The 20,039-nt window shown below is 66.8% G+C and carries 19 protein-coding genes; 7 read left to right on the top strand and 12 right to left on the bottom strand.

The features are described from left to right. Positions 1-181 precede the first annotated feature (181 nt). Positions 182-739 carry a YcnI family copper-binding membrane protein gene (locus tag ACOABP_RS09775; protein WP_474224792.1) on the top strand — a complete coding sequence of 186 codons (558 nt, stop codon included), beginning with the start codon at positions 182-184 and terminating at the stop codon, positions 737-739. A 113-nt stretch (positions 740-852) separates the two neighbouring features. Here the strand turns inward: ACOABP_RS09775 and hslU are convergent, their stop codons facing one another. From hslU to ACOABP_RS09755, 4 genes are all read right to left on the bottom strand, one after another. Next, positions 853-2,184, bottom strand: a complete 1,332-nt coding sequence (gene hslU, locus ACOABP_RS09770; RefSeq protein ID WP_474224791.1) for an ATP-dependent protease ATPase subunit HslU — start codon at positions 2,182-2,184, stop codon at positions 853-855. A 19-nt stretch (positions 2,185-2,203) separates the two neighbouring features. Then, positions 2,204-2,740: an ATP-dependent protease subunit HslV gene (hslV, locus tag ACOABP_RS09765; RefSeq protein ID WP_066735031.1), complete on the bottom strand. Its 537-nt coding sequence runs from the start codon at positions 2,738-2,740 to the stop codon at positions 2,204-2,206. Positions 2,741-2,981: 241 nt separating this feature from the next. Further along, complete coding sequence (locus ACOABP_RS09760; protein WP_474224790.1) at positions 2,982-3,968, bottom strand: tripartite tricarboxylate transporter substrate-binding protein; 987 nt, start codon at positions 3,966-3,968, stop codon at positions 2,982-2,984. Positions 3,969-4,206: 238 nt separating this feature from the next. Beyond that, a complete protein-coding gene (locus ACOABP_RS09755) occupies positions 4,207-5,118 on the bottom strand; it encodes an alpha/beta fold hydrolase (RefSeq protein ID WP_474224789.1) in 912 nt (303 codons plus the stop codon). A 150-nt stretch (positions 5,119-5,268) separates the two neighbouring features. Between ACOABP_RS09755 and ACOABP_RS09750 the strand changes: the two genes are divergently transcribed. The 6 genes from ACOABP_RS09750 to ACOABP_RS09725 all read left to right on the top strand — a co-directional run bounded on the left by ACOABP_RS09750 (position 5,269) and on the right by ACOABP_RS09725 (position 12,144). Next, positions 5,269-5,802, top strand: a complete 534-nt coding sequence (locus tag ACOABP_RS09750; protein WP_474224787.1) for a Fur family transcriptional regulator — start codon at positions 5,269-5,271, stop codon at positions 5,800-5,802. Positions 5,803-5,851: 49 nt separating this feature from the next. Beyond that, positions 5,852-6,961, top strand: a complete 1,110-nt coding sequence (locus ACOABP_RS09745; RefSeq protein ID WP_474224786.1) for a CobW family GTP-binding protein — start codon at positions 5,852-5,854, stop codon at positions 6,959-6,961. A 621-nt stretch (positions 6,962-7,582) separates the two neighbouring features. Continuing rightward, on the top strand, positions 7,583-8,002 hold the full coding sequence (dksA, locus tag ACOABP_RS09740; RefSeq protein ID WP_008642844.1) for an RNA polymerase-binding protein DksA: 420 nt from the start codon (positions 7,583-7,585) through the stop codon (positions 8,000-8,002). 217 nt (positions 8,003-8,219) lie between these two features. After that, positions 8,220-9,410 (top strand): GTP-binding protein, encoded by a 1,191-nt coding sequence (locus ACOABP_RS09735; protein ID WP_474224785.1) that lies wholly within the window; start codon positions 8,220-8,222, stop codon positions 9,408-9,410. Next, positions 9,343-9,843, top strand: a complete 501-nt coding sequence (locus tag ACOABP_RS09730) for a hypothetical protein (RefSeq protein WP_474224784.1) — start codon at positions 9,343-9,345, stop codon at positions 9,841-9,843. The genes ACOABP_RS09735 and ACOABP_RS09730 overlap by 68 nt, the downstream gene beginning before the upstream one ends. A gap of 108 nt (positions 9,844-9,951) precedes the next feature. Next, the gene (locus ACOABP_RS09725) at positions 9,952-12,144 is read left to right on the top strand and encodes a TonB-dependent receptor (RefSeq protein WP_474224783.1); all 2,193 of its coding nucleotides are present in this window, start codon (positions 9,952-9,954) and stop codon (positions 12,142-12,144) included. Positions 12,145-12,387: 243 nt separating this feature from the next. Here ACOABP_RS09725 and ACOABP_RS09720 read toward each other — a convergent pair whose 3' ends face one another. The 8 genes from ACOABP_RS09720 to bioB form a co-directional block, all read right to left on the bottom strand. Beyond that, complete coding sequence (locus tag ACOABP_RS09720; RefSeq protein WP_474224782.1) at positions 12,388-12,939, bottom strand: GNAT family N-acetyltransferase; 552 nt, start codon at positions 12,937-12,939, stop codon at positions 12,388-12,390. A 2-nt stretch (positions 12,940-12,941) separates the two neighbouring features. Next, positions 12,942-13,877, bottom strand: a complete 936-nt coding sequence (locus ACOABP_RS09715; RefSeq protein ID WP_474227806.1) for an MBL fold metallo-hydrolase — start codon at positions 13,875-13,877, stop codon at positions 12,942-12,944. A 5-nt stretch (positions 13,878-13,882) separates the two neighbouring features. Next, entirely contained in the window at positions 13,883-14,134 is a 252-nt protein-coding gene (locus tag ACOABP_RS09710) for a DUF1289 domain-containing protein (protein ID WP_474224781.1), read from the bottom strand. Beyond that, a complete protein-coding gene (locus ACOABP_RS09705) occupies positions 14,131-14,637 on the bottom strand; it encodes a YbaK/EbsC family protein (RefSeq protein ID WP_474224780.1) in 507 nt (168 codons plus the stop codon). The genes ACOABP_RS09710 and ACOABP_RS09705 overlap by 4 nt, the downstream gene beginning before the upstream one ends. A gap of 18 nt (positions 14,638-14,655) precedes the next feature. Continuing rightward, positions 14,656-15,588 (bottom strand): hydroxymethylglutaryl-CoA lyase, encoded by a 933-nt coding sequence (locus ACOABP_RS09700; RefSeq protein WP_474224779.1) that lies wholly within the window; start codon positions 15,586-15,588, stop codon positions 14,656-14,658. Positions 15,589-15,656: 68 nt separating this feature from the next. After that, complete coding sequence (locus ACOABP_RS09695; RefSeq protein WP_474224778.1) at positions 15,657-16,598, bottom strand: 2-hydroxyacid dehydrogenase; 942 nt, start codon at positions 16,596-16,598, stop codon at positions 15,657-15,659. Between the two features lie 282 nt (positions 16,599-16,880). Then, the gene (locus ACOABP_RS09690) at positions 16,881-18,932 is read right to left on the bottom strand and encodes an acetyl/propionyl/methylcrotonyl-CoA carboxylase subunit alpha (protein ID WP_474224777.1); all 2,052 of its coding nucleotides are present in this window, start codon (positions 18,930-18,932) and stop codon (positions 16,881-16,883) included. Positions 18,933-18,998: 66 nt separating this feature from the next. Next, entirely contained in the window at positions 18,999-20,039 is a 1,041-nt protein-coding gene (bioB, locus tag ACOABP_RS09685; RefSeq protein ID WP_066734976.1) for a biotin synthase BioB, read from the bottom strand.

Genomic DNA, 20,039 nt, shown 5'->3' with positions numbered 1-20,039 from the left:
ACCAATGCTTACGAGGGTTACGGGTGCGACAACGGGCCGGCCGCATTTGAAACACCGCTGACTTGTAGTGGCGTTGGAGTTGCCGCCGGCCGCGGCGCTGCGGCACCACGTCGCACGTCCGCGCCGTGTGCGCAAAGTTAGACTGATGCACTTTGTCACACAGTCAGACGACTCCCGCTCCATGATCCCGCGCTTCCTTCGTGCCGCCCTGCCCGCGGCCTTGTCCGTTGCCCTGCTGGCCGCAACGCCGCTGGCCTCTGCCCATATCGTCTTCGAACAGAAGCAGGCGCCCGCCGGCAGCTACTTCAAGGGCGTGCTGATGGTGGGCCACGGCTGCAATGGCAGCGCGACGAAGTCGGTGACGGTAACCATCCCCGATGGCGTGCAGGGCGCGCATCCGCAACCGAAACCGGGCTGGCAGCTCGACGTGCAGCGCGCGAAGCTGGCCAAGCCCTATGCCTCGCATGGCAAGACGGTCGAGGAAGACGTGCGCACGATCCGCTGGTATGGCAACACGCTGGCCGACCAGCATTTCGACGAATTCCGCCTGCTGATGAAGCTGCCCGAACAGGGTGGCAAGCTGTACTTCCCGGTGGTGCAGGAGTGCGAGAACGGCAAGTCGGAATGGACCCAGATTCCGGCCGAAGGCCAGAACCCGCGCGAACTGAAGTCGCCGGCGCCGGCGCTTGAGGTCATCCCGGCGGATGCCCACGCCGGCCACGCGGGCCACGCGCACTGAACCGGGCGGGGCGACGTCCCCCGCGCAGGCAAAAAAAGAGCCGGACAGCTGTCCGGCTCTTTTGCTTTAGCGTTTTGGCGTCTGGGCGGGATGTGCCCGCGACACCGTCGCCGTTACAGCACGTAGCGCGACAGGTCCTCGTTGCCCGCCAGGTCGCCCAGGCGTTCGTCCACGTACGCGGCATCGATCGTCACGGTATTGCCCGACGACTTCGTCGCGTGGAACGACAGGTCTTCGAGCAGGCGCTCCATCACCGTGTAGAGACGGCGCGCACCGATGTTCTCGACCTTCTCGTTGACCGAGAATGCGATCTCGGCCAGGCGGCGGATGCCGTCCGGCGCGAACTGCAGGTCGACCTCCTCGGTCTTCAGCAACGCCTGGTACTGCTTGGTCAGGCTGGCGTCGGTCTGCGTCAGGATGGCCTCGAAATCCTGCACCGACAGCGATTCCAGTTCCACGCGGATCGGGAAGCGGCCCTGCAGTTCCGGGATCAGGTCGCTCGGCTTGGACAGGTGGAACGCGCCCGACGCGATGAACAGGATGTGGTCGGTCTTGATCATCCCGTACTTCGTGTTGACGGTGGTGCCTTCCACCAGCGGCAGCAGGTCGCGCTGCACGCCCTGGCGCGACACCTCGCCGCCGCCCACATCGCTGCGGCTGGCGATCTTGTCGATCTCGTCCAGGAACACGATGCCGTTCTGCTCGACGTTGGCGATGGCCTTGTGCTTGAGCTCTTCCTCGTTCAGCAGCTTGGCGGCCTCTTCGTCGATCAGCAGCTTGAACGCTTCCTTGACCTTCATCTTGCGGCGCGCCTTCTTGCCCTGGCCCAGGCCCGCGAACATCGTGCGGATCTGTTCGGTCATGTCTTCCATGCCCGGCGGGCCCATGATGTCCATGTTCGGCATGCCGGCGGCCACTTCAAGCTCGATGTCCTTGTCGTCGAGCTCGCCCTGGCGCAGCTTCTTGCGGAACACCTGGCGCGTGTTCGAGTCCTTGTCCTCGTGCTGCTGGAAGCCGATATCGCGCGGCGGCGGCAGCAGCACGTCGAGCAGGCGGTCCTCGGCGGCGTCCTCGGCCTTGGTGCGCACCTTCTTCATTTCCGATTCGCGCGTCTGCTTGACGGCCATCTCGGCCAGGTCGCGCACGATCGTGTCGACGTCGCGGCCCACATAGCCCACTTCGGTGAACTTGGTGGCCTCGATCTTGATGAACGGCGCATCGGCCAGCTTTGCCAGGCGGCGCGCGATCTCGGTCTTGCCCACGCCCGTGGGTCCGATCATCAGGATGTTCTTGGGCGTGATTTCCTGGCGCAGCGGCTCTTCCACCTGCTGGCGGCGCCAGCGGTTGCGCAGCGCCACGGCCACGGCTTTCTTGGCCTTGTTCTGGCCGATGATGTGCTTGTCGAGTTCGGAAACGATTTCCGACGGGGTCATGGTTTGCGACATGGGAATCCGTTGGGGCGCGTCAGTCGATGGTCTCGATGACGAAGTTGGTGTTCGTGTAGATGCAGAGTTCGCCGGCGATGGTCAGGGCCTTCTCGACCACGTCCTTCGGCGACAACTCGGTGTTCTCGACCAGCGCCTTGGCCGCCGACTGCGCGTACGCGCCGCCCGAGCCAATGGCCGCGATGCCGCCCTCGGGGTCGAGCACGTCGCCGTTGCCGGTGATGACCAGCGTGGTGTCCTTGTCCGCCGTGATCAGCATGGCTTCCAGGCGGCGCAGCGCGCGGTCCGAACGCCAGTCCTTGGCCAGGTCCACTGCCGCGCGGGTCAGGTTGCCCTGGTACTTTTCCAGTTTCGCCTCGAAGCGGTCGAGCAGCGAGAAGGCGTCGGCCGTGCTGCCGGCAAACCCGACCAGCACCTTGCCGTTGTAAATGCGCCGGACCTTGCGGGCCGTCCCCTTCATCACGATATTGCCAAGCGTGACCTGGCCGTCACCGCCCAGTGCGACCTGATTGCCGCGGCGGACGCTGACGATGGTGGTGCCGTGATACTGTTCCATGGTGCCTTTGCGTGAGAGGTGTTCAGCGGCGTAGGTGGCGCCACATGACCGGCTTTCAAGAGGCGGCTATGTCGGCCACGGTCTTCCAATATAGGAAATCGCCGAATCGGGCGTCGGAACATGTCCGACTGGCCCCGGCATCACTCCACGCGGCGACAGGTCCACCGCAAATGGAAAAAGGCCACGCATGGCGTGGCCTTTCCGGCACCGGGGCTACCCGGCAACCCATCAGATGGGGTTATCAGTCAGCGTACACGCCGGCCTTCTTGATCACCGGCGTCCACTTGTTGATTTCCGACGTCAGGAACGTGCGCAGCGAATCCGGCGTGGCGCGCTGGGCCGGTACGGCTTCGGCACCCAGTTCGGCCATCTTGGCGCGGAAGGTCGGGTCCTGCACAGACTTCTGCAGCGCAGCCGACAGCTTGTCGATGATCGGCTTCGGCGTGCCCTTCGGCGCGTACATGGCGTGCCAGATCTTCACTTCCACGCCCGGCAGGCCTTGTTCGGCGGCGGTCGGGATGTCCTTGAACGCTTCCACGCGGCGCGACTGCATCGCGGCGTACGGCTTCAGCGCGCCTGCCTTGAGCTGGCCGGCGATGTTCGTGGTCTGGTCGCACATCAGGTTGACCTGGCCGCCGAGGATATCGGTCAGCGCCGGGGCGGTACCCTTGTACGGCACGGTGGTCAGTTCGGTCTGGATCGCGCTCTGGAACAGCAGGCCGCACAGGTGCGAGGCCGAGCCGATACCGGCGTTGGCCAGCGACAGCTTGCCGGCGTTGGCCTTGATGTAGGGGATCAGGTCCTTGAAGGTGGCAGGCGGCAGTTGCTTGTTGCCAACCATCACCATCGGCACGTCGGCCACTTCACCGACCATCTCGAAGTCCTTGAGCGGATCGAAGCCCAGGTTGCGGTACAGCGCCGGGGCCGTGGACATGCCGATATGGTGGATCAGGATCGTGTAGCCGTCGCCCTTGGACTGCGCCACCTTCTTGGCACCGATGGTGCCGCCGGCACCGCCCAGGTTTTCGATCACGATGGTCGTGCCCAGATGCTTGGACATGATCATCGTCAGTTCGCGCGCCACCTTGTCGGTCGGGCCGCCTGCGGCAAACGGCACCACCGCCTGCACCGGCTTGCTGCCCGGGTATTCCTGCGCTTGCGCTCCCGTGAAGGCACCCACGCCGGCAACGGCCAGCGCGGCTGCAATATTCAATGCAACTCGTTTCATTACGTCTCTCCTGTTCCCTCTTGGATTCCCGTTCCAACGCTGTGGGTGCCGCCGGGTTTCGTCGTTGTTCACGACCCCGATCGCGTCGATCCATATCGGAAAAACGCGGTGACCATCGGCACGATGTATGGATTCCAGACAGCGTCAAACCCCGCCGACAGGCGGAGCCGGAGGTGGATGTTAGCAATCGCGAACAAGCACCAGATATAGGGGCTAACCCGTGAGAAAGTGGCGTTTCTTACGAGAATGTAATGAAACTGAGGATTTCTTCGAGAAGCGGGTCGGGGGCTTCTTCAGGCAGGTAGTGACCGCACGGCAGCGTGCCGCCCGTGACGTTCGTGCCCACTTCCTGCCAGAGCTGCAGTGGCTCGAAGCAACGCGCCACGACGCCGTGCTCGCCCCACAGCACGCGCACCGGCATCTGCAGCTTGCGGCCGGCTTCGCGGTCGGCGCGATCGTGGTCGAGGTCGATGGTGACGGCGGCGCGATAGTCCTCGCACATCGCATGCACGCGCGCCGGTTCGCGCATTGCGGCCACATAGGCCGCCATGGCATCGGGCACGAACGGGCTTGGACCCGTGCCCGGGTGGCGCAGGCCCAGCAGCCTTTCGATCAGGAATTTGGGTTCGGCGTTGATCAGCGTCTCGGGGAACGGCGCCGGCTGGATCAGGAAGAACCAGTGCCAGTAGGCAGCGGCAAACGCCATGTCGGTGGCTTCGTACATGGCCAGCGTCGGTGCGATATCGAGCAGCATCAACTGGCTGACCGCATCGGGATGGTCCATGGCGAGCCGGTGCGCCACGCGGGCGCCGCGGTCATGAGCGCACAGCGCGAATTGCCGGTAGCCAAGCTGGCGCATCACCTCGACCTGGTCCTGCGCCATCGCGCGCTTGCTGTAGACATCATGCGTGGCGCTGCCCGGCGGCGCGCTGCTGCTGCCGTAGCCGCGCAGGTCGGTGGCGATGACGGTGAAGCGATCCGCCAGAGCCGGCGCCACCTTGTGCCAGATCAGGTGGCTCTGCGGGAAGCCGTGCAGCAGCAACAGCGGCGGCCCCGAGTCGCCCCGGACGCCGCCAATCTCGACCTCGCCCACCTTCAGGCGAAACCACTCGAAGTTGGGGAACAGCAGCGCGCTGGCGTCGTTCTGCATGACAAAGTCTCCGGTTTTCGTCTGGCTTGCCTGCCGATCATAGGCGCTTTTCCCACCGCCCAGACACCGCCACGCGCCGCACGCCATCGCAAAAACCCTGTTTGTGCAACTGAATTGCAACTCGCCGGGGCCTATGGTTAAATCATCGGCATGAACCGCCCCACCCCCCATTCGCATGCCTCGCCGGCTCCAGATGACGCGGCCGCCGACAGCCTTGACGCGGCGCAGGCGCGCCTGCGCCAGCTTGGCGCGCGTGTGACGCAGCCGCGCGTGGCCATCCTGGCGTGCCTGATCGACGCCCAAGCGCCGCTGACGCATCAGGAAGTCATCGACCGCCTGCCGGCCGATGGCGACGTGGACCGCGTGACCGTGTATCGGGTGCTGGACTGGCTGGTGGATCAGGGCCTGGCGCAGAAGCGTGCCGGCAACGACCGCGTTTTCCGTTTCACGCTGCTGGAACATGAGGCCGCACGGGCCGAAGTGCATCGCCAGCACAGCCACTTCCATTGCACGCGCTGCGACCGCACGTTCTGCCTGGAATCGGCCGGCAAGTCCGTGGCGCCCAAGGTGCCAAGCGGATTCGCGGTCGAGCACGTGGAACTGACGGTCAACGGGGTCTGCGCGGAATGCGGCAAGGTGCGCACGGAGCCCGGCAGCCAGACCGCCGGCCACGCCGATCATTGAATAGACACGGGCGATCTCTCTATCCCGGCTTTCCTCGGAGCAGAACAATATGTCCAAACTGATTCCGGTCACGATCCTGACCGGCTTCCTCGGCAGCGGCAAGACCACGCTGCTCAAGCGCATCCTCCACGAACAGCACGGCATGAAGATCGCCGTGATCGAAAACGAGTTCGGCGAGGAGAACATCGACAACGAGATCCTGGTGCAGGACGGCCGCGAGCAGATCGTGCAGATGAGCAACGGCTGCATCTGCTGCACGATCCGGGGCGACCTGGTGCAGGCGCTGTCCGACCTGGTCACCCAGCGCGACGAAGGCAAGTTCGACTTCGACCGCGTGGTGATCGAGACCACCGGCGTGGCAAACCCTGGCCCGGTGGCGCAAACCTTCTTCATGGACGAGGAAATTGCCTCGCGCTACCTGCTGGACGCGGTGATCACGCTGGTCGACGCCAAGCACGGCAACCTGCAGCTGGACAAGCAGGAAGAAGCGCAGCGCCAGGTGGGCTTTGCCGACGCGATCTTCATCACCAAGTCCGACCTGGTCGGGGCACCCGAAGTCGATGACCTGCGCCACCGCCTGCAGCACATGAACGCCCGCGCGCCGATCCGCACCGCCAATTTCGGCGAGACGCCGATCGACACGATTTTCGACCTGCGCGGCTTCAACCTGAACGAGAAGCTGGAGATCGACCCCGACTTCCTGCGCGCCGACGAGCACGAACATGCGCACGAGCATGGCGAACACTGCGGCACCGACTGCGGCCACGACCACGACCACGACCACGACCACGACCACGATCACGACCATGGTCACGATCACGGCCACGGCCACGCGCACGACCACCATCATCACCACCACCACACCGACCGCATCGCGTCGTTCGTCTTCCGCAGCGACAAGCCGTTCCACTACGGCAAGCTGGAGGAATTCCTGTCGGGCATCCTGTCGGTCTACGGCGAGAAGCTGCTGCGCTACAAGGGCGTGCTCTATATGGAAGGTGTGGACCGCAAGGTGGTGTTCCAGGGCGTGCACCAGCTGATGGGAAGCGACGTGGGTGCCAAGTGGGACGACGAAACCCCGGGCACCAAGATGGTGTTCATCGGCGTGGACCTGCCGCGCGACGCCATCCTGAAGGGCCTGGCCGCCTGCCTGGCCTGATTTTGTTCCGGGCGCACCGCCAGGTGCGCCCGCCGCCGCTTGGCGGCCTGGGCGCGGAGCCACCCCCGGCAGCGCCCGCTACCCTCCCCTTGGGTGGGAATATCGGGAAAACTCCTGTCTCTTGTCGGTCTTTCTCCCATATCTCCGAAAAATTTGTTCAAGTACAATAGGCCGGATTTGATACGGGCGGCGCACCTCTGGGCGCGGCCGGTATCTGCAGGGCGGCGGTCGTCGTCAGCATGAGGCACAGCCGCCAGCAGGCGCGGTCGTTGGCTTCGTGCGGAGACCGCCCTCCGCCTGGGGACCAACGATCGGTGCGCCGTCACTCTTCGACGCGTTGAGAGAGGTGTCCCCATGACAGCCGCAACAAAAACCAAGGAAAGCCGCAGCAAGACAGGTACCGCTGCGGCGGAGACGCTCAAGGCACAGCCCGAAAAGGCGACGCCAGCTCCCCGCGGCAGTACGGCGCACGCCGATGCGGGCGAGGCCAAGGGAGGCACGCGAAGCAGCAAGACTGCAGCCAGCCAGAGTGAAACAGCCGCCCCGCGCAAGCGGACGGCCACTGCACCCGAGCGGACGAAGACGCCGCCGGTCGCATCAACAAGAGAATCAGCAGGAACCATGAGCAGCAACAAACTTCTGACTGAAGCTGAAATCCTGAAGATGAGCGACAAGGATTACATGAACGAGGCGCAGCTCGCCTTCTTCAAGAATCGCCTTGAGCAGCTTCGCGACGAGATCCTCAAGAATGCGGACCAGACCACGGAACACCTGCGCGAGACGGTCATCGTGCCGGATCCGGCAGACCGCGCGACGATCGAGGAAGAGCACGCGCTGGAACTGCGCACGCGCGACCGCGAGCGCAAGCTGCTGAAGAAGGTGGAACAGTCGCTGCAGCGCATCGAGTCCGGCGACTACGGCTGGTGCGAGGAAACCGGCGAGCCGATCGGCGTGCCGCGCCTGCTGGCCCGCCCGACCGCCACGCTGTCGCTGGAAGCCCAGCAGCGCCGCGAACTGCGCCAGAAGCTGTTCGGCGACTGATCGTCTTCGGCGGTCACCCGCGCGGCTGACCTGCTCCGACGCCCAACGGCCCGGTCTTCCGGGCCGTTTTGCTTTGCGCACCGGCATCGCCCCGTTTGCGATTGCCTTTGTGGCGTCACGGCTACGGCACTACCATTGCGGAATACCGCCAGCCTGTTGCCGCAGCCGGCTTTCTGTTACAGTCGCAACTTTGTTGCAATAACAACGTCCTTCCGTCATGGCCGCTCGCCTGCCCGTCACTGTGTTGTCCGGATTCACCGGCGCCGGCAAGACCACCGTGCTGCATCAGCTGATGTCGCAGGCGGGGGTACGCCTGGCCGTGGTCGACAGCCGTGCCGACCTGCTGGCCGAAGTGGACCGTCTGGCCCAGACCGGCCAGTACGACTTTGCAGTGATCGAGGCCGATCCGACCGACGAACCGCTGGGTATCGCCGAAGGCTTCGCATTCGAGGACGCGCACGGCGAGCAGGCGCCCGGCGTGGCGCACCTGGATACATTGGTCACCGTGGTCGATGCCAGCCGCTTCCTGACGGACTATCACGACGCCGATTTCCTGTCGGCGCGCGGCCTGGCCGCGCACGATGACGACGACCGCACCGTGGTGGATGTACTGATCGACCAGGTCGAAGTCTGCGACGTCATCGTCATCAACAAGATCGACCTCGTCGACGCCGGCCAGCTAGGCCGCCTGCACGTGGTGCTGCGCGCGCTGAACCCGCGCGCCAGCATCGTCGATGCCAGCCATGGCAACGTGCCGGCCGCGCAGTTGCTGGGCACCGGCCGCTTCGACATGGAAGCCACGCCCAACGCGGCCGGATGGCAGGCGGCGCTGCAGAACGATGCCGTGCCCGATGCCGCCGGCATCGCCACGCTGGTCTATCGCCGTCGCCGCCCGTTCCACCCGCAGCGGTTTGCCGACCTGATCCACACCGAATGGATGCGCGAGCATGGCGACGTGCTGCGTTCCAAGGGCCTGTTCTGGCTGGCCAGCCGCATGGATATTGCCGGCGACTGGAGCCAGGCCGGCGGTGTATGCCGCCCCGGCGCGGCAGGTGCCTGGTGGGCCGCGATCGACGCCGGGGAATGGCCCGCCGAGGGCCTGGCCCGTGCCGCCATCGAGGCCGACCTGCTCGAAGACGGGCTGCCCGCAGCCTATGGCGACCGCCGCCAGGAACTGGTGCTGATCGGCGCCGACCTTGACGTGCCCGCGCTGGAGGCCCGGCTCGACACCTGCCTGCTGACCGACGACGAAATGGCGGCCGGCCCCGAGGCCTGGGCGGCGTATCCCGATCCATTCCCGGACTGGGGCGATGCGTTCGACGACAACCATGACCATGACCATGACCACCATCACGGCCATGATCACGATCACGGCGACGGGCCGTGCGACTGCGGGCATGCGCACTGATTTCCCGCTCCTCTCCCGCTGGCGCGCGCGCGGCATCGGCTTCTGGCCGGCGCTGTGCCTGATCTGCTGCCTGCTGCTGGCGCAGCACGTGGGCCTGGTGCACCGCGTGGTGCACGGTGGACTGCTGAACGCTCCGCAGGCCGCCGCCGCGATCGCGTCCGTCAACGTCGACAATGCCGCCGATGTTGCGGAGGACACCGCCGGCGCCGACACCGGCCATACCGAACCGTTTACCCTGAAGCTTGGCCTGCACTCGTGCGTGCTGTTCGATGGCGCCACGCTGGCCGACACCCACTTCGGCAGCTTCGTGCTGCCGTCTCTCGCCTTCGGCAAGCCAGTCAAGCCGGCCAACCTGGCCTGGCGCTGGCCCGACCTGCCGGCAGCACGCGCCTTCCATTCCCGCGCCCCTCCAGCCGCATTCGCATTCGCCTGACTTGCAGCCGCGCGTGCGGGGTAATACCCCGCGCCCGCGCACGCCTGACCGGGCGCGCCGCGCATTGCCGTGGCCGCGCTCGCCCATACCGAATTCGAATCGCGAGCCATGTACTCGAACTCCAACCGTACTCTGGTGGTGCGTCGCACCCCGCTGGCGGCGCTTGCCGCATTGATCACCGCAGGCCTGTCCTCGCACGCCATCGCCCAGGCAGCCACGCCGGCCGCCCCCGAAACCGCACCGGCCGCCCCAGCCGCTGCTCCGGCCGCCGCTGCACAGCCCGCAGCACAGGTCACCGCACCGACGCTGAAGGAGGTGGTGGTCACGGCCAACCCGCTCGGCAGCGACCTGAACGACATGGTGGCCCCGGTCTCCACGCTGGGCGGCGACGCACTGGCCGTGCGCCAGGCCAGCACGCTTGGCGAAACGCTGAACAGCATGCCGGGCGTCACATCGAGCTACTTCGGCCCGAATGCCAGCCGGCCGGCCATCCGCGGCCTGGACGGCGACCGCATCAAGGTGCTGCAGAACGGCGGCTCGACCCTCGATGCGTCCACCCTGTCCTATGACCATGCGGTGCCCATCGACCCGCTCGTCGCCGAGAAGATCGAAGTGGTCCGTGGCCCGGCCGCGCTGATGTACGGCGGCAATGCCGTGGGCGGCGTGGTCAACGTCATCGACAACCGTATTCCGCGCGACCCGATTACCGGCGTGAGCGGCGCGGCCGATGTCAGCGGCACGATTGGCGGCGACAAGGGCCGCAATGCCAGCGGCATGCTGGAAGCCGGCAACGGCAAGTTCGCGGTGCACGCCGATGCATTCGTACGCCAGACCAGCGACCTGCGCATTCCGGGCTACGCCCGTAGCGGCACCCAGCGCGCCACCCAGCCGCTGCCCGAAGGCGAGAGCGAGGCCTACGGCAAGATCCCGAACACCAACGCCCACCAGGAAGGCGGGTCGATGGGCGGCTCGTACACGTGGGCCGACGGCTTCGTGGGCGCCAACTGGTCGACCTACCGCAATGACTACGGCACGCCGGCCGAGGCAGACGCGCGCATCAAGATGCGCCAGGACCGCTTTGCGCTGGAGGGCGAATCGCGCAACCTGGCCGGCGCCACCAACGGCATCTTCGAATCGGTCAAGGGCAAGTTCAGCTACACCGACTACGAGCACCGCGAGATCGAGGGCGGCGAGACCGGCACGACCTTCAAGAACCACGGCTGGGACGCCCGCCTGGAAGCCACGCACGGCAAGATCGGCAACATGACCGGCGTGATCGGCACGCAGTTCGGCCATACCGATTTCTCTGCGCTGGGCGAAGAAGCGTTCGTGCCGAGCACGGCCACCGACAACGCCGCGTTGTTCGTGTTCGAGGAACTGCCGCTGATCTCGTCGGGCGACCTGAAGCTGAATTTCGGCGGCCGCCTGGACCACAGCAAGGTGAAGGCCAGCGCCAACGGCAACGACCGCTTCAGCGATGCCGAGCGCAGCTTCAATGCCGGCAGCGCATCGGCCGGCCTGCTCTACAAGCTCAACCCGGTGTGGACGGTGACGTCGAACCTGTCGTACACCGAGCGCGCACCCACGTTCTACGAGCTGTATGCCAACGGCCCGCACCTGGCGACGGGATCGTTCGAAGTGGGCGACCCGAACGCGGCCAAGGAACGCGCCACGTCGATCGATCTTGGCATGCGCTTCAAGCAGGGCAACCATAGCGGCAGCGTGTCGGGTTACTACAGCCGCTTCCAGAACTACCTGGCGCTGCTGAACACGGGCGGCTATCGCGACGCCGAAGGCAATGTGGTGGCTGCCGGCAGCGACGGCGCGCTGCCCGAGCTTCAGTACATGGGGGTGCCGGCCACGCTGTACGGCTTCGAGGCCGAAGGCAAGACGCGCCTGCTGCAGAAGATGCTGACCACCAGCGACTCGCTGGACTTCGAAGCACGTGCCGACTATGTCCACGGCGAGAACCGCAGCAACGGCCAGCCGCTGCCGCGCCTGTCGCCGCTGCGCCTGGGCGGATCGCTGGTCTACGCCGCCGGCCCGTGGGGCGCACGCGTCAACGTGGACTGGAACGCGCGCCAGACCCGCGTGCCGACCGGCGATACGCCGTCCGACGCCTACACGATGCTGGGCGTGGCCCTGACCTACAAGATGAAGCTGTCGGGCACCCAGACGCTGTTCTACCTCCGCGGCGACAACCTGACCAACACCGAGGCACGCAGCGCCACGTCGATCCTGCGCGATATCGCGCCGCTGCCGGGCCGCAGTGTGCGGATCGGGATGCGCACGCAGTTCTGAGCGGGCTGCCCGTTGGTTGGCTCCCCTCTCCCACGCAGTGGGAGAGGGGTTGGAGGAGAGGGCATAGAGGCTCTGCCTGCCGACTTGTCGACATTTGAAGCGCCGCGCCCTCTCCCCCGGCCCCTCTCCCGCCTTGCGGGAGAGGGGAGCAAACCCGTGCCGCGGAAGAAGGGAGCAAACCCGTGCCACGGGAGAGGGGAGCAAGCCCGTGCCGCGGGACAGCGAAGGCCGTAACCTGAAGCGCTACCGACCCATCGAAAATGACTCGGGCACCAGCGAATACACCGCCGCCGGCACGGGCCGCCCGCGCAGGATCAGGCGGTTACGGGCGATGCACTCAAAGCCGGCACCGATCTTCTCGGCGACGGCGCGGCTTGCGAGGTTGGTCTCGACTGCCACGATCTCCAGCCGGGTAAGCCCCAGCGTGTGAAAACCGTAGCAGGCCATCATCGTCGCCGCGCCCGACGCCAGGCCCTTGTGCTGCTGGCTCTGCCGGATCCAGTACCCCAGGTTGCCGGTGTTGTCCTCGCGGCGGATCTGGTTGATGGCAACGCCGCCATAGAGTTCGCGGCCATCGGACGAAAACACGCCGATGTCGTACGCCGCGCCCTCGTCCATCATCGTCGCGCATCGCTCGAACCACTCGCGCGCGTCATAGATGCTGTAGTCGGGCCGCGCCCACGGCATCCACAACCCCACCGTCGGCATCGACTCGCGCACGGCCATCACAAACTGGGCCTCGTCGCTGGCGCGGAACGGCCTGAGCTGGAATGCCTGGCTGCGCAGCGGCTGCATGGTCAGTCCCGGTTGGCAACCAGGTTGCCGTCGCGCTGCAGGGCGCCCACTTTCTCCAGCGCCTGCAGGGTCTGGTCGAACACCACATCCAGCGCCTGACCGGGCGTGAAGCGCGCATGCATACGCTGCATCAGCGGCGTGGCAGCGAACCACGCGAACAGGTCGTCGCGCGGCAGCGCCTGGACCTCCAGCAACTTGAACTTGGCAAGCACGCGCATCGCGTGCGTGGCGTTGCGCAGCGGATCGGCCTGCAGGTAGTCGAGCCGGCTGCGCGCACGCGCCACGGCGCCGGCCACATCGTCGAACAGGCGGCCATGGCCGGGAATCACCAGCCGGACGTCGAGCTTGTCGATCAGCGCCAGGATGGCGCCCTGCTCGGCAAAGCCGCTTTCGCCATCAAGCTCGGGAAAGATCACGCCAAAGCCGTTCTCCCACAGCGCATCGCCGGAAATCAGGATGCGCTGCGCGGGCGCGAACAGCATCACCGCGTGCGGGTCGTGGCCCGGCGCGGCGATGACCCGCCAGTCGATACCGCCAAGCCGCAGCGCGTCGCCGTCGCGCAGCACGTCGGCGAACGTGAATCGCGCGCATTGCTGGCCCGTGGCGTCGAAGGTCAGGGCATCGGTATCCCAGGCCGATACCGCCGCAGCCTCCGCTGCGGGGATGGCCGTGCGCGGCTGCCAGCGCTGCTGCAGCGCCGCGTTGCCGCCGCAGTGGTCGGAATGCAGGTGGGTATTGATGACACGCCGCAGCGGACGCCCGTCGAGCGCGGCTTCCACCAGCGCCACGGTCTGGGCGGCATGCGTGACATAGCCGGTGTCGACCAGCGTGGTGTCCTGCGTGGCATCGTCGATAAACAGCACGTTGTTCGCGGACAGCCAGCCGCGCTCGAACACGCGCATGGTGGCGGGCAGCGCCAGCGCGCCGGTTCCGCTCATGGCGCTCATGTCGCGCTGCCTTCGCAAAGCCGGGGCACGCGCGCCGGCAACAGCGCCCAGACGCGCCGGCGCTCTGCGTCGTCGGCACCCGACCACGCCGCGATTTCCGCGATGGTCCGCAGGCAGCCCTCGCAGAAGCCGCTGTCGCTGTCCATCTTGCAGATGCTGCGGCACGGCGACGGCACCGGCGACACGATCTGCGCCGCGGCCGCACCGCGCACCAGATCGGCCAGCAGCCGGCGGCGGGCGGGCGTCATGCCTGGGCCTGCTGCTGCGCCTGCGCCACGTCGGCCACTTCGGCGCCGGTCATGGCCTGCAGCTGTTGCGGCGTCAGGTTGAACACCGCGTGGGGATGGCCGGCGGCCGCCCATACGCTGTCGTACTGGAACAGGTCCGCGTCCAGCAACATCACCGGCTTCACCGCATGGCCGATCGGGCACACGCCGCCAATCGCATAACCGGTCTTCTCGCGCACGAACTTCGCGTCGGCCTTGCCCAGCTTGCCCACGCGGGCGGCCACCTTCGACTCGTCCACGCGATTGCTGCCGCTGGCAATGACCAGCACCGGCACATCGTCCTCCACGCGGCGGAAGATGATCGACTTGGCGATCTCGGCCACGGTGCATCCCAGGCCGGCGGCCGCTTCGGCCGAAGTCTTGCCGGTGGCCGGCAGCATCACCACCGGCCGGTCATGGCCGATGCCGGCCAGCAGGTCGGCCACGCGTTGCGCGGATTCGGGGAGCGTCGGGTTTTCGCTCATGCTTGTTGTTCTCCTGATTCAGACACAGACCGTGGCATCGGCCGCCGCCGCCCACTTGGTCAGCAAAGCCTTGCCCACGCGCGAGCTGTTGGCCCGGCCGATGGCCTGCGAGATATAGTCGCCGGCCCGTACCACGGCTTCCAGATCGATGCCGGTGTGCAGGCCCATGCCGTGCAGCATGTACAGCACGTCTTCGGTAGCCACGTTGCCGGTGGCACCCTTCGCATAGGGGCAGCCGCCCAGGCCCGCCACCGACGCGTGGAAGATGGCGATGCCCACTTCCAGGCTCGCCAGGATGTTCGACAGCGCCTGCCCATAGGTGTCGTGGAAGTGCCCCGACAGCCGGTCGATGGCAAATTCGGCCGACGCGGCACGCATCACCTCCTGTACCTTGAGCGGCGTGCCCACGCCGATGGTATCGGCGATGTCGATCTCGTCGCAGCCCAGTTCGCGCATGCGGCGCACCACGTCCACCACGGCATGCACCGACACCTCGCCCTGGTACGGGCAGCCCAGCGCGCACGAAATGCTGCCGCGCAGGCGGATACCCTTTTCCTTGGCGGCCGCCGCCACCGGCTCGAAGCGCGCGATCGACTCGGCAATCGAGCAGTTGATGTTCTTCTGCGAGAACGCCTCGCTGGCCGCGCCGAAGATCACCACTTCGTCGGCACTGGCCGCCACGGCGCCCTCGAAGCCCTTCATGTTCGGCGTCAGCACCGAGTACAGCGTGCCGGGCCGGCGTTCGATGCGGGCCATCACCTCGGCGCCGTCGGCCATCTGCGGCACCCACTTGGGCGACACGAACGACGCGGCCTCGATATTGACGAAGCCGGCGTCGGTCAGCTTGTTGATCAGCGCGACCTTCACGTCGGCCGGCACCATCGCTTTCTCGTTCTGCAGGCCGTCGCGCGGCCCCACTTCGACGATCTTCACGTATTGGGGGATGGTCATGCTTGTCTCCTCGATCCTCTCGTCAGCCTGGTGCGGGCCGCGCCGTGGCCATGCTGGCCTGTCGTGGCCTAGTAGCCGCGCTGCAGGTCCACCACGCCCGCGATCGGCTTGCCTTCCGCCAGCAGGCGGATCTTGCCGGCGATCTGGGCGATGCTGTCCTCGCGCAGCGTCAGTGCGGAAATATGCGGCGTGATCGTGATGCGCGGCTCCTGCCAGTACGGATGATCGGCCGGCAGCGGTTCCGTACGGAACACGTCCAGCGTGGCACCGGCAATCTGCCCGTCCTGCACGGCTGCCAGCAGGTCGGCTTCCACCAGGTGCTGGCCGCGCGCCACGTTGATCACGTAGGCGCCCTTGCCCAGCTTGTAGAGCAGGCTGGTATCGATGATGTCCTCGGTGTCGGGCGTCAGCGGCAGCACGTTGACCAGCACCTTCAGGCCGTTCAGGAAGGCTTCCTGGCCATCCGCGCCGTGGAACGACTGCACGCCTTCGACCGTCCTGGCCGAACGGCTCCAGCCGCGCACCGGAAAGCCGAAGCTCGCCAGCGTTCGCGCGATGTGCGACCCGAGCGTGCCGATGCCCATCACGCCGATCGTGAAATCGGCGCGGCGATGCGGCTTCAGGAATTTCCACGTGCCGGCCTTTTCCTGCACGTCATAGGCGTCGAGCTTGCGGAAGTAACGCAGCGCGGCGGCGGTCACGTACTCGCTCATCTGGGCGGCCATGCCGGCGTCGTCCAGGCGTACGATCGGCACGCCGGCCGGCAGCGCCTCGGGGTCGTTGTCGCGCAGGCGCAGGATGCCGTCCACCCCGGCGCCGAGATTGAAGACGGCCTTCAGGTCCGTGCGGCCACGCAGCATTTCCAGGGGCGGACGCCACACCACGGCGTAGTCCACGCTCTGGCCCTGGCTCTCTTCCCAGGTCAGGCATTGCGCTTCGGGCAACACTTCGGCAAAGCCCTCGATCCACGGCGCGTAGCGGCCATCCGGCACGTACAGCTGCAACTTCATCTCGACTCCATTCTTATACGGGTTAGGCCAACGATTATGCGCGCTTTCCCGGGCGCCGTTGCCCGGCTGTGCGATTACCGGCAGGAGGATGCGCGGCCCGGCTTTGCCCGCCTCTCCGATGCGCACCAGACCGGCGGTTTGGCTCCCTCCCCCATGCAATGGGAGAGGGGTGGGGGGAGAGGGCATCGAGGCGCTGCTTGCCGACTTGTTGACGTTCCGTTCGCACCGCCGCGCCCTCTCCCCCAGCCCCTCTACCGCCAGGCGGGAGAGGGGAGCAAACCGTCAGGCAGTAGCTTCTTCCGCCTGCGCAAACGCCAGCAGCTGGGCGCCTTCGGTCACCTGCTCGCCCACGCCGTAGAGCACCTCGCTGACCACGCCGTCGGCCGGGGCCGCGATGGTGTGCTCCATCTTCATGGCCTCCATGACCAGCAGCGGCGTGCCGCGCGTGACGCGGGTTCCCGGCTCGACCATCACGGCGATCACCTTGCCCGGCATCGGCGCGGTCAGCTTGCCGCCCTCGCCCTCGGCTTCCCCGGCGTGGGACAGCGGGTCGAGCCACTCCAGCACCGTATGGCGGCCGGCGTGGAACACGTGGAAGGTGTCGCCCTCCAGATGCACCTGGCCGTGGGTGCGGCGCGTGCCCAGGTCCACGCGGATATCGTCGGCGTTGAAGGTGTAGGCGAATGGCGCGGCCTGGTCGGCGTAGATCAGCGTGCTGCGACGCTGATCCGGTATTGCGCGTGCATCGCCCTTGAGCACCACCTCCAGCTTGTGGCCGGCGCCCTCGAAGTACAGCTTGCGCACGTCGCGCGCGTTCAGGCGCCAGCCGCCCGCGTGGGTCCACGGCGAATGGCGGTCGGCCTCGTCCACGCGGCGCTCGCGCGTCTCGCGTTCGAGCAGCGCTGCCACAGCCAGCGCGATGGCCTCGATACCGACCGACTTCTGCGGCGGGAACAGCACGGCCTGGTTGCGCTCGATCAGGCCCGTGTCGAGATCCGCCGTGCGGAATGCCTCGGACTTCACCAGCCGCTGCAGGAACGCCACGTTCGTCGACAGGCCCACCACGTGATAATGGGCCAGCGCCTGCGCCATGCGCGACAGCGCTTCGTCGCGATCACGCCCCCAGACGATCAGCTTGGCGATCATCGGGTCATAGAACGGGCTGATGGTGTCGCCCTCGCGCACGCCGGCGTCGATCCGCACGCCGGCCGGGCCGTGGGCGTCTCCGCCGCGCATGAACTGCACAGCCGGCGGCGTGCGCAGGAAGCGCAGCGTGCCGGTCGACGGCAGGAAGCCCTTGTCCGGATTCTCGGCGTAGATGCGCGCCTCCAGCGCATGGCCGTCGATCTTGAGCTGGTCCTGCATCAGCGGCAGCGGCTCGCCGGCGGCCACGCGCAGTTGCCATTCGACCAGGTCCTGGCCGGTGATCATCTCGGTGACCGGATGCTCCACCTGCAGGCGCGTGTTCATCTCCATGAAGTAGAACGAACCGTCCTGGTTGGCGATGAACTCCACGGTACCGGCGCCGACGTAGCCCACGGCCCGGGCGGCGGCCACGGCGGCGTCGCCCATCGCGCGACGGCGTTCCTCGGTCATGCCCGGCGCCGGCGCTTCTTCGAGCACCTTCTGATGGCGGCGCTGCACCGAGCAGTCGCGCTCGAACAGGTAGACGCAGTTGCCGTGCGTGTCGGCAAACACCTGGATTTCGATATGGCGGGGACGCGTCAGGTACTTCTCGACCAGCACCTTGTCGTCGCCGAAGCTGGCCGACGCCTCGCGCTTGACCGATGCCAGCGCGGCCTCGAAGCCGTCGCCGGCCTCCACCACGCGCATGCCCTTGCCGCCGCCGCCGGCGCTGGCCTTGAGCAGCACCGGATAGCCGATGCGGTCGGCCTCGCGGCGCAGCAGCGCCGCATCCTGATCCTCGCCGTGATAGCCGGGCACCAGCGGCACCGCGGCCTTTTCCATCAGCTGCTTGGCCGCGCTCTTGCTGCCCATCGCGTGGATGGCGGAGGCTGGCGGGCCAATAAAGACGAGGCCAGCCTCGGCGCAGGCGCGCGCGAAATCCTCGTTCTCGGACAGGAAGCCGTAGCCCGGGTGGATGGCCTGGGCGCCGGTTTCCTTTGCCATCTCGATGATGTGGTCCGCGCGCAGATAGCTGTCGCGCGCCGCCGCACCGCCGATATGCACGGCTTCGTCGCAGAACGCGACGTGCCGCGCGTCGGCATCGGCGTCGGAATAGACGGCCACCGTGCGGATGCCGAGCCGGCGGCACGTGGCCGCCACACGGCAGGCAATCTCGCCACGGTTGGCGATCAGGATCTTGTTGAACATGGCTCCTCCCTTTGTCTCCGGGTCAAGGCGAGCCAGGCTCCTTCAGATCGGCAGGTTGTACGTCGCTTACCCCGCGTAACCTTCGGCGCGGATATCGAGACGTGCCAGCAGGGCGCGGTCGCGCTCGGCTTGCGGATTGCCGGTCGTCAGCAGCTTCTCGCCATAGAAAATGGAATTGGCGCCGGCCATGAAGCACAGCGCCTGCAACGCTTCGTCCATGGCCTCGCGGCCGGCGGACAGGCGCACCATCGCGCGCGGCATCGTGATGCGTGCCACGGCGATCGTGCGTACGAACTCGAACGGGTCCAGCGCTTCGGTGCCCGCCAGCGGCGTGCCCTCCACCTGCACCAGGTTGTTGATGGGCACCGACTCGGGGTACGGGTCCATGTTGGCCAGCTGCGCGATCAGGCCGGCACGCGCCTCGCGCGCCTCGCCCATGCCCACGATGCCGCCGCAGCAGACATTGATGCCGGCATCGCGCACATGACCGATGGTGTCCAGGCGGTCCTGGTACGTGCGCGTGGTGATGATCTTGCCGTAGAACTCGGGCGACGTATCGAGGTTGTGGTTGTAGTAGTCCAGGCCCGCGTCCTTCAGGCGCTGTGCCTGTTCGGCCTTGAGCATGCCCAGCGTCACGCAGGTTTCCAGGCCCATTGCCTTCACCTCGCGCACCATGTCGATCACGGGCTCCAGGTGGCGGTCCTTCGGGCTGCGCCAGGCAGCGCCCATGCAGAAGCGCGTGGCGCCGTTGGCCTTGGCGGACTTGGCGGCGTCGAGCACGGCTTCCAGGTCCATCAGCTTCTCGGCCGTCACGCCGGCGTCATGGTGCGCGCTCTGCGGGCAGTAGCCGCAATCTTCCTCGCAACCGCCGGTCTTGATCGACAGCAGCGTCGACAGCTGCACGGTGTTGGCGTCGAAATTCTCGCGATGCACCTGCTGCGCACGGAACAGCAGGTCGTTGAACGGCAGCGCGAACAGCGCGGCCACGTCGTCCACACGCCAGGCGTCACCTTCCTTGGGCGCGGCGGCGGCAATGTTGCGGGCCGACTGGCGCAGCGATTCGGCGGAGATGGTGGCGACGGTTTGGGTTTCAGCGATTTGAGTCAT

Source organism: Cupriavidus sp. HE11 (genome assembly GCF_056097175.1).
Note: the sequence above shows the minus strand (reverse complement) of the source record. Positions and strands in the feature narration are given on the sequence as shown.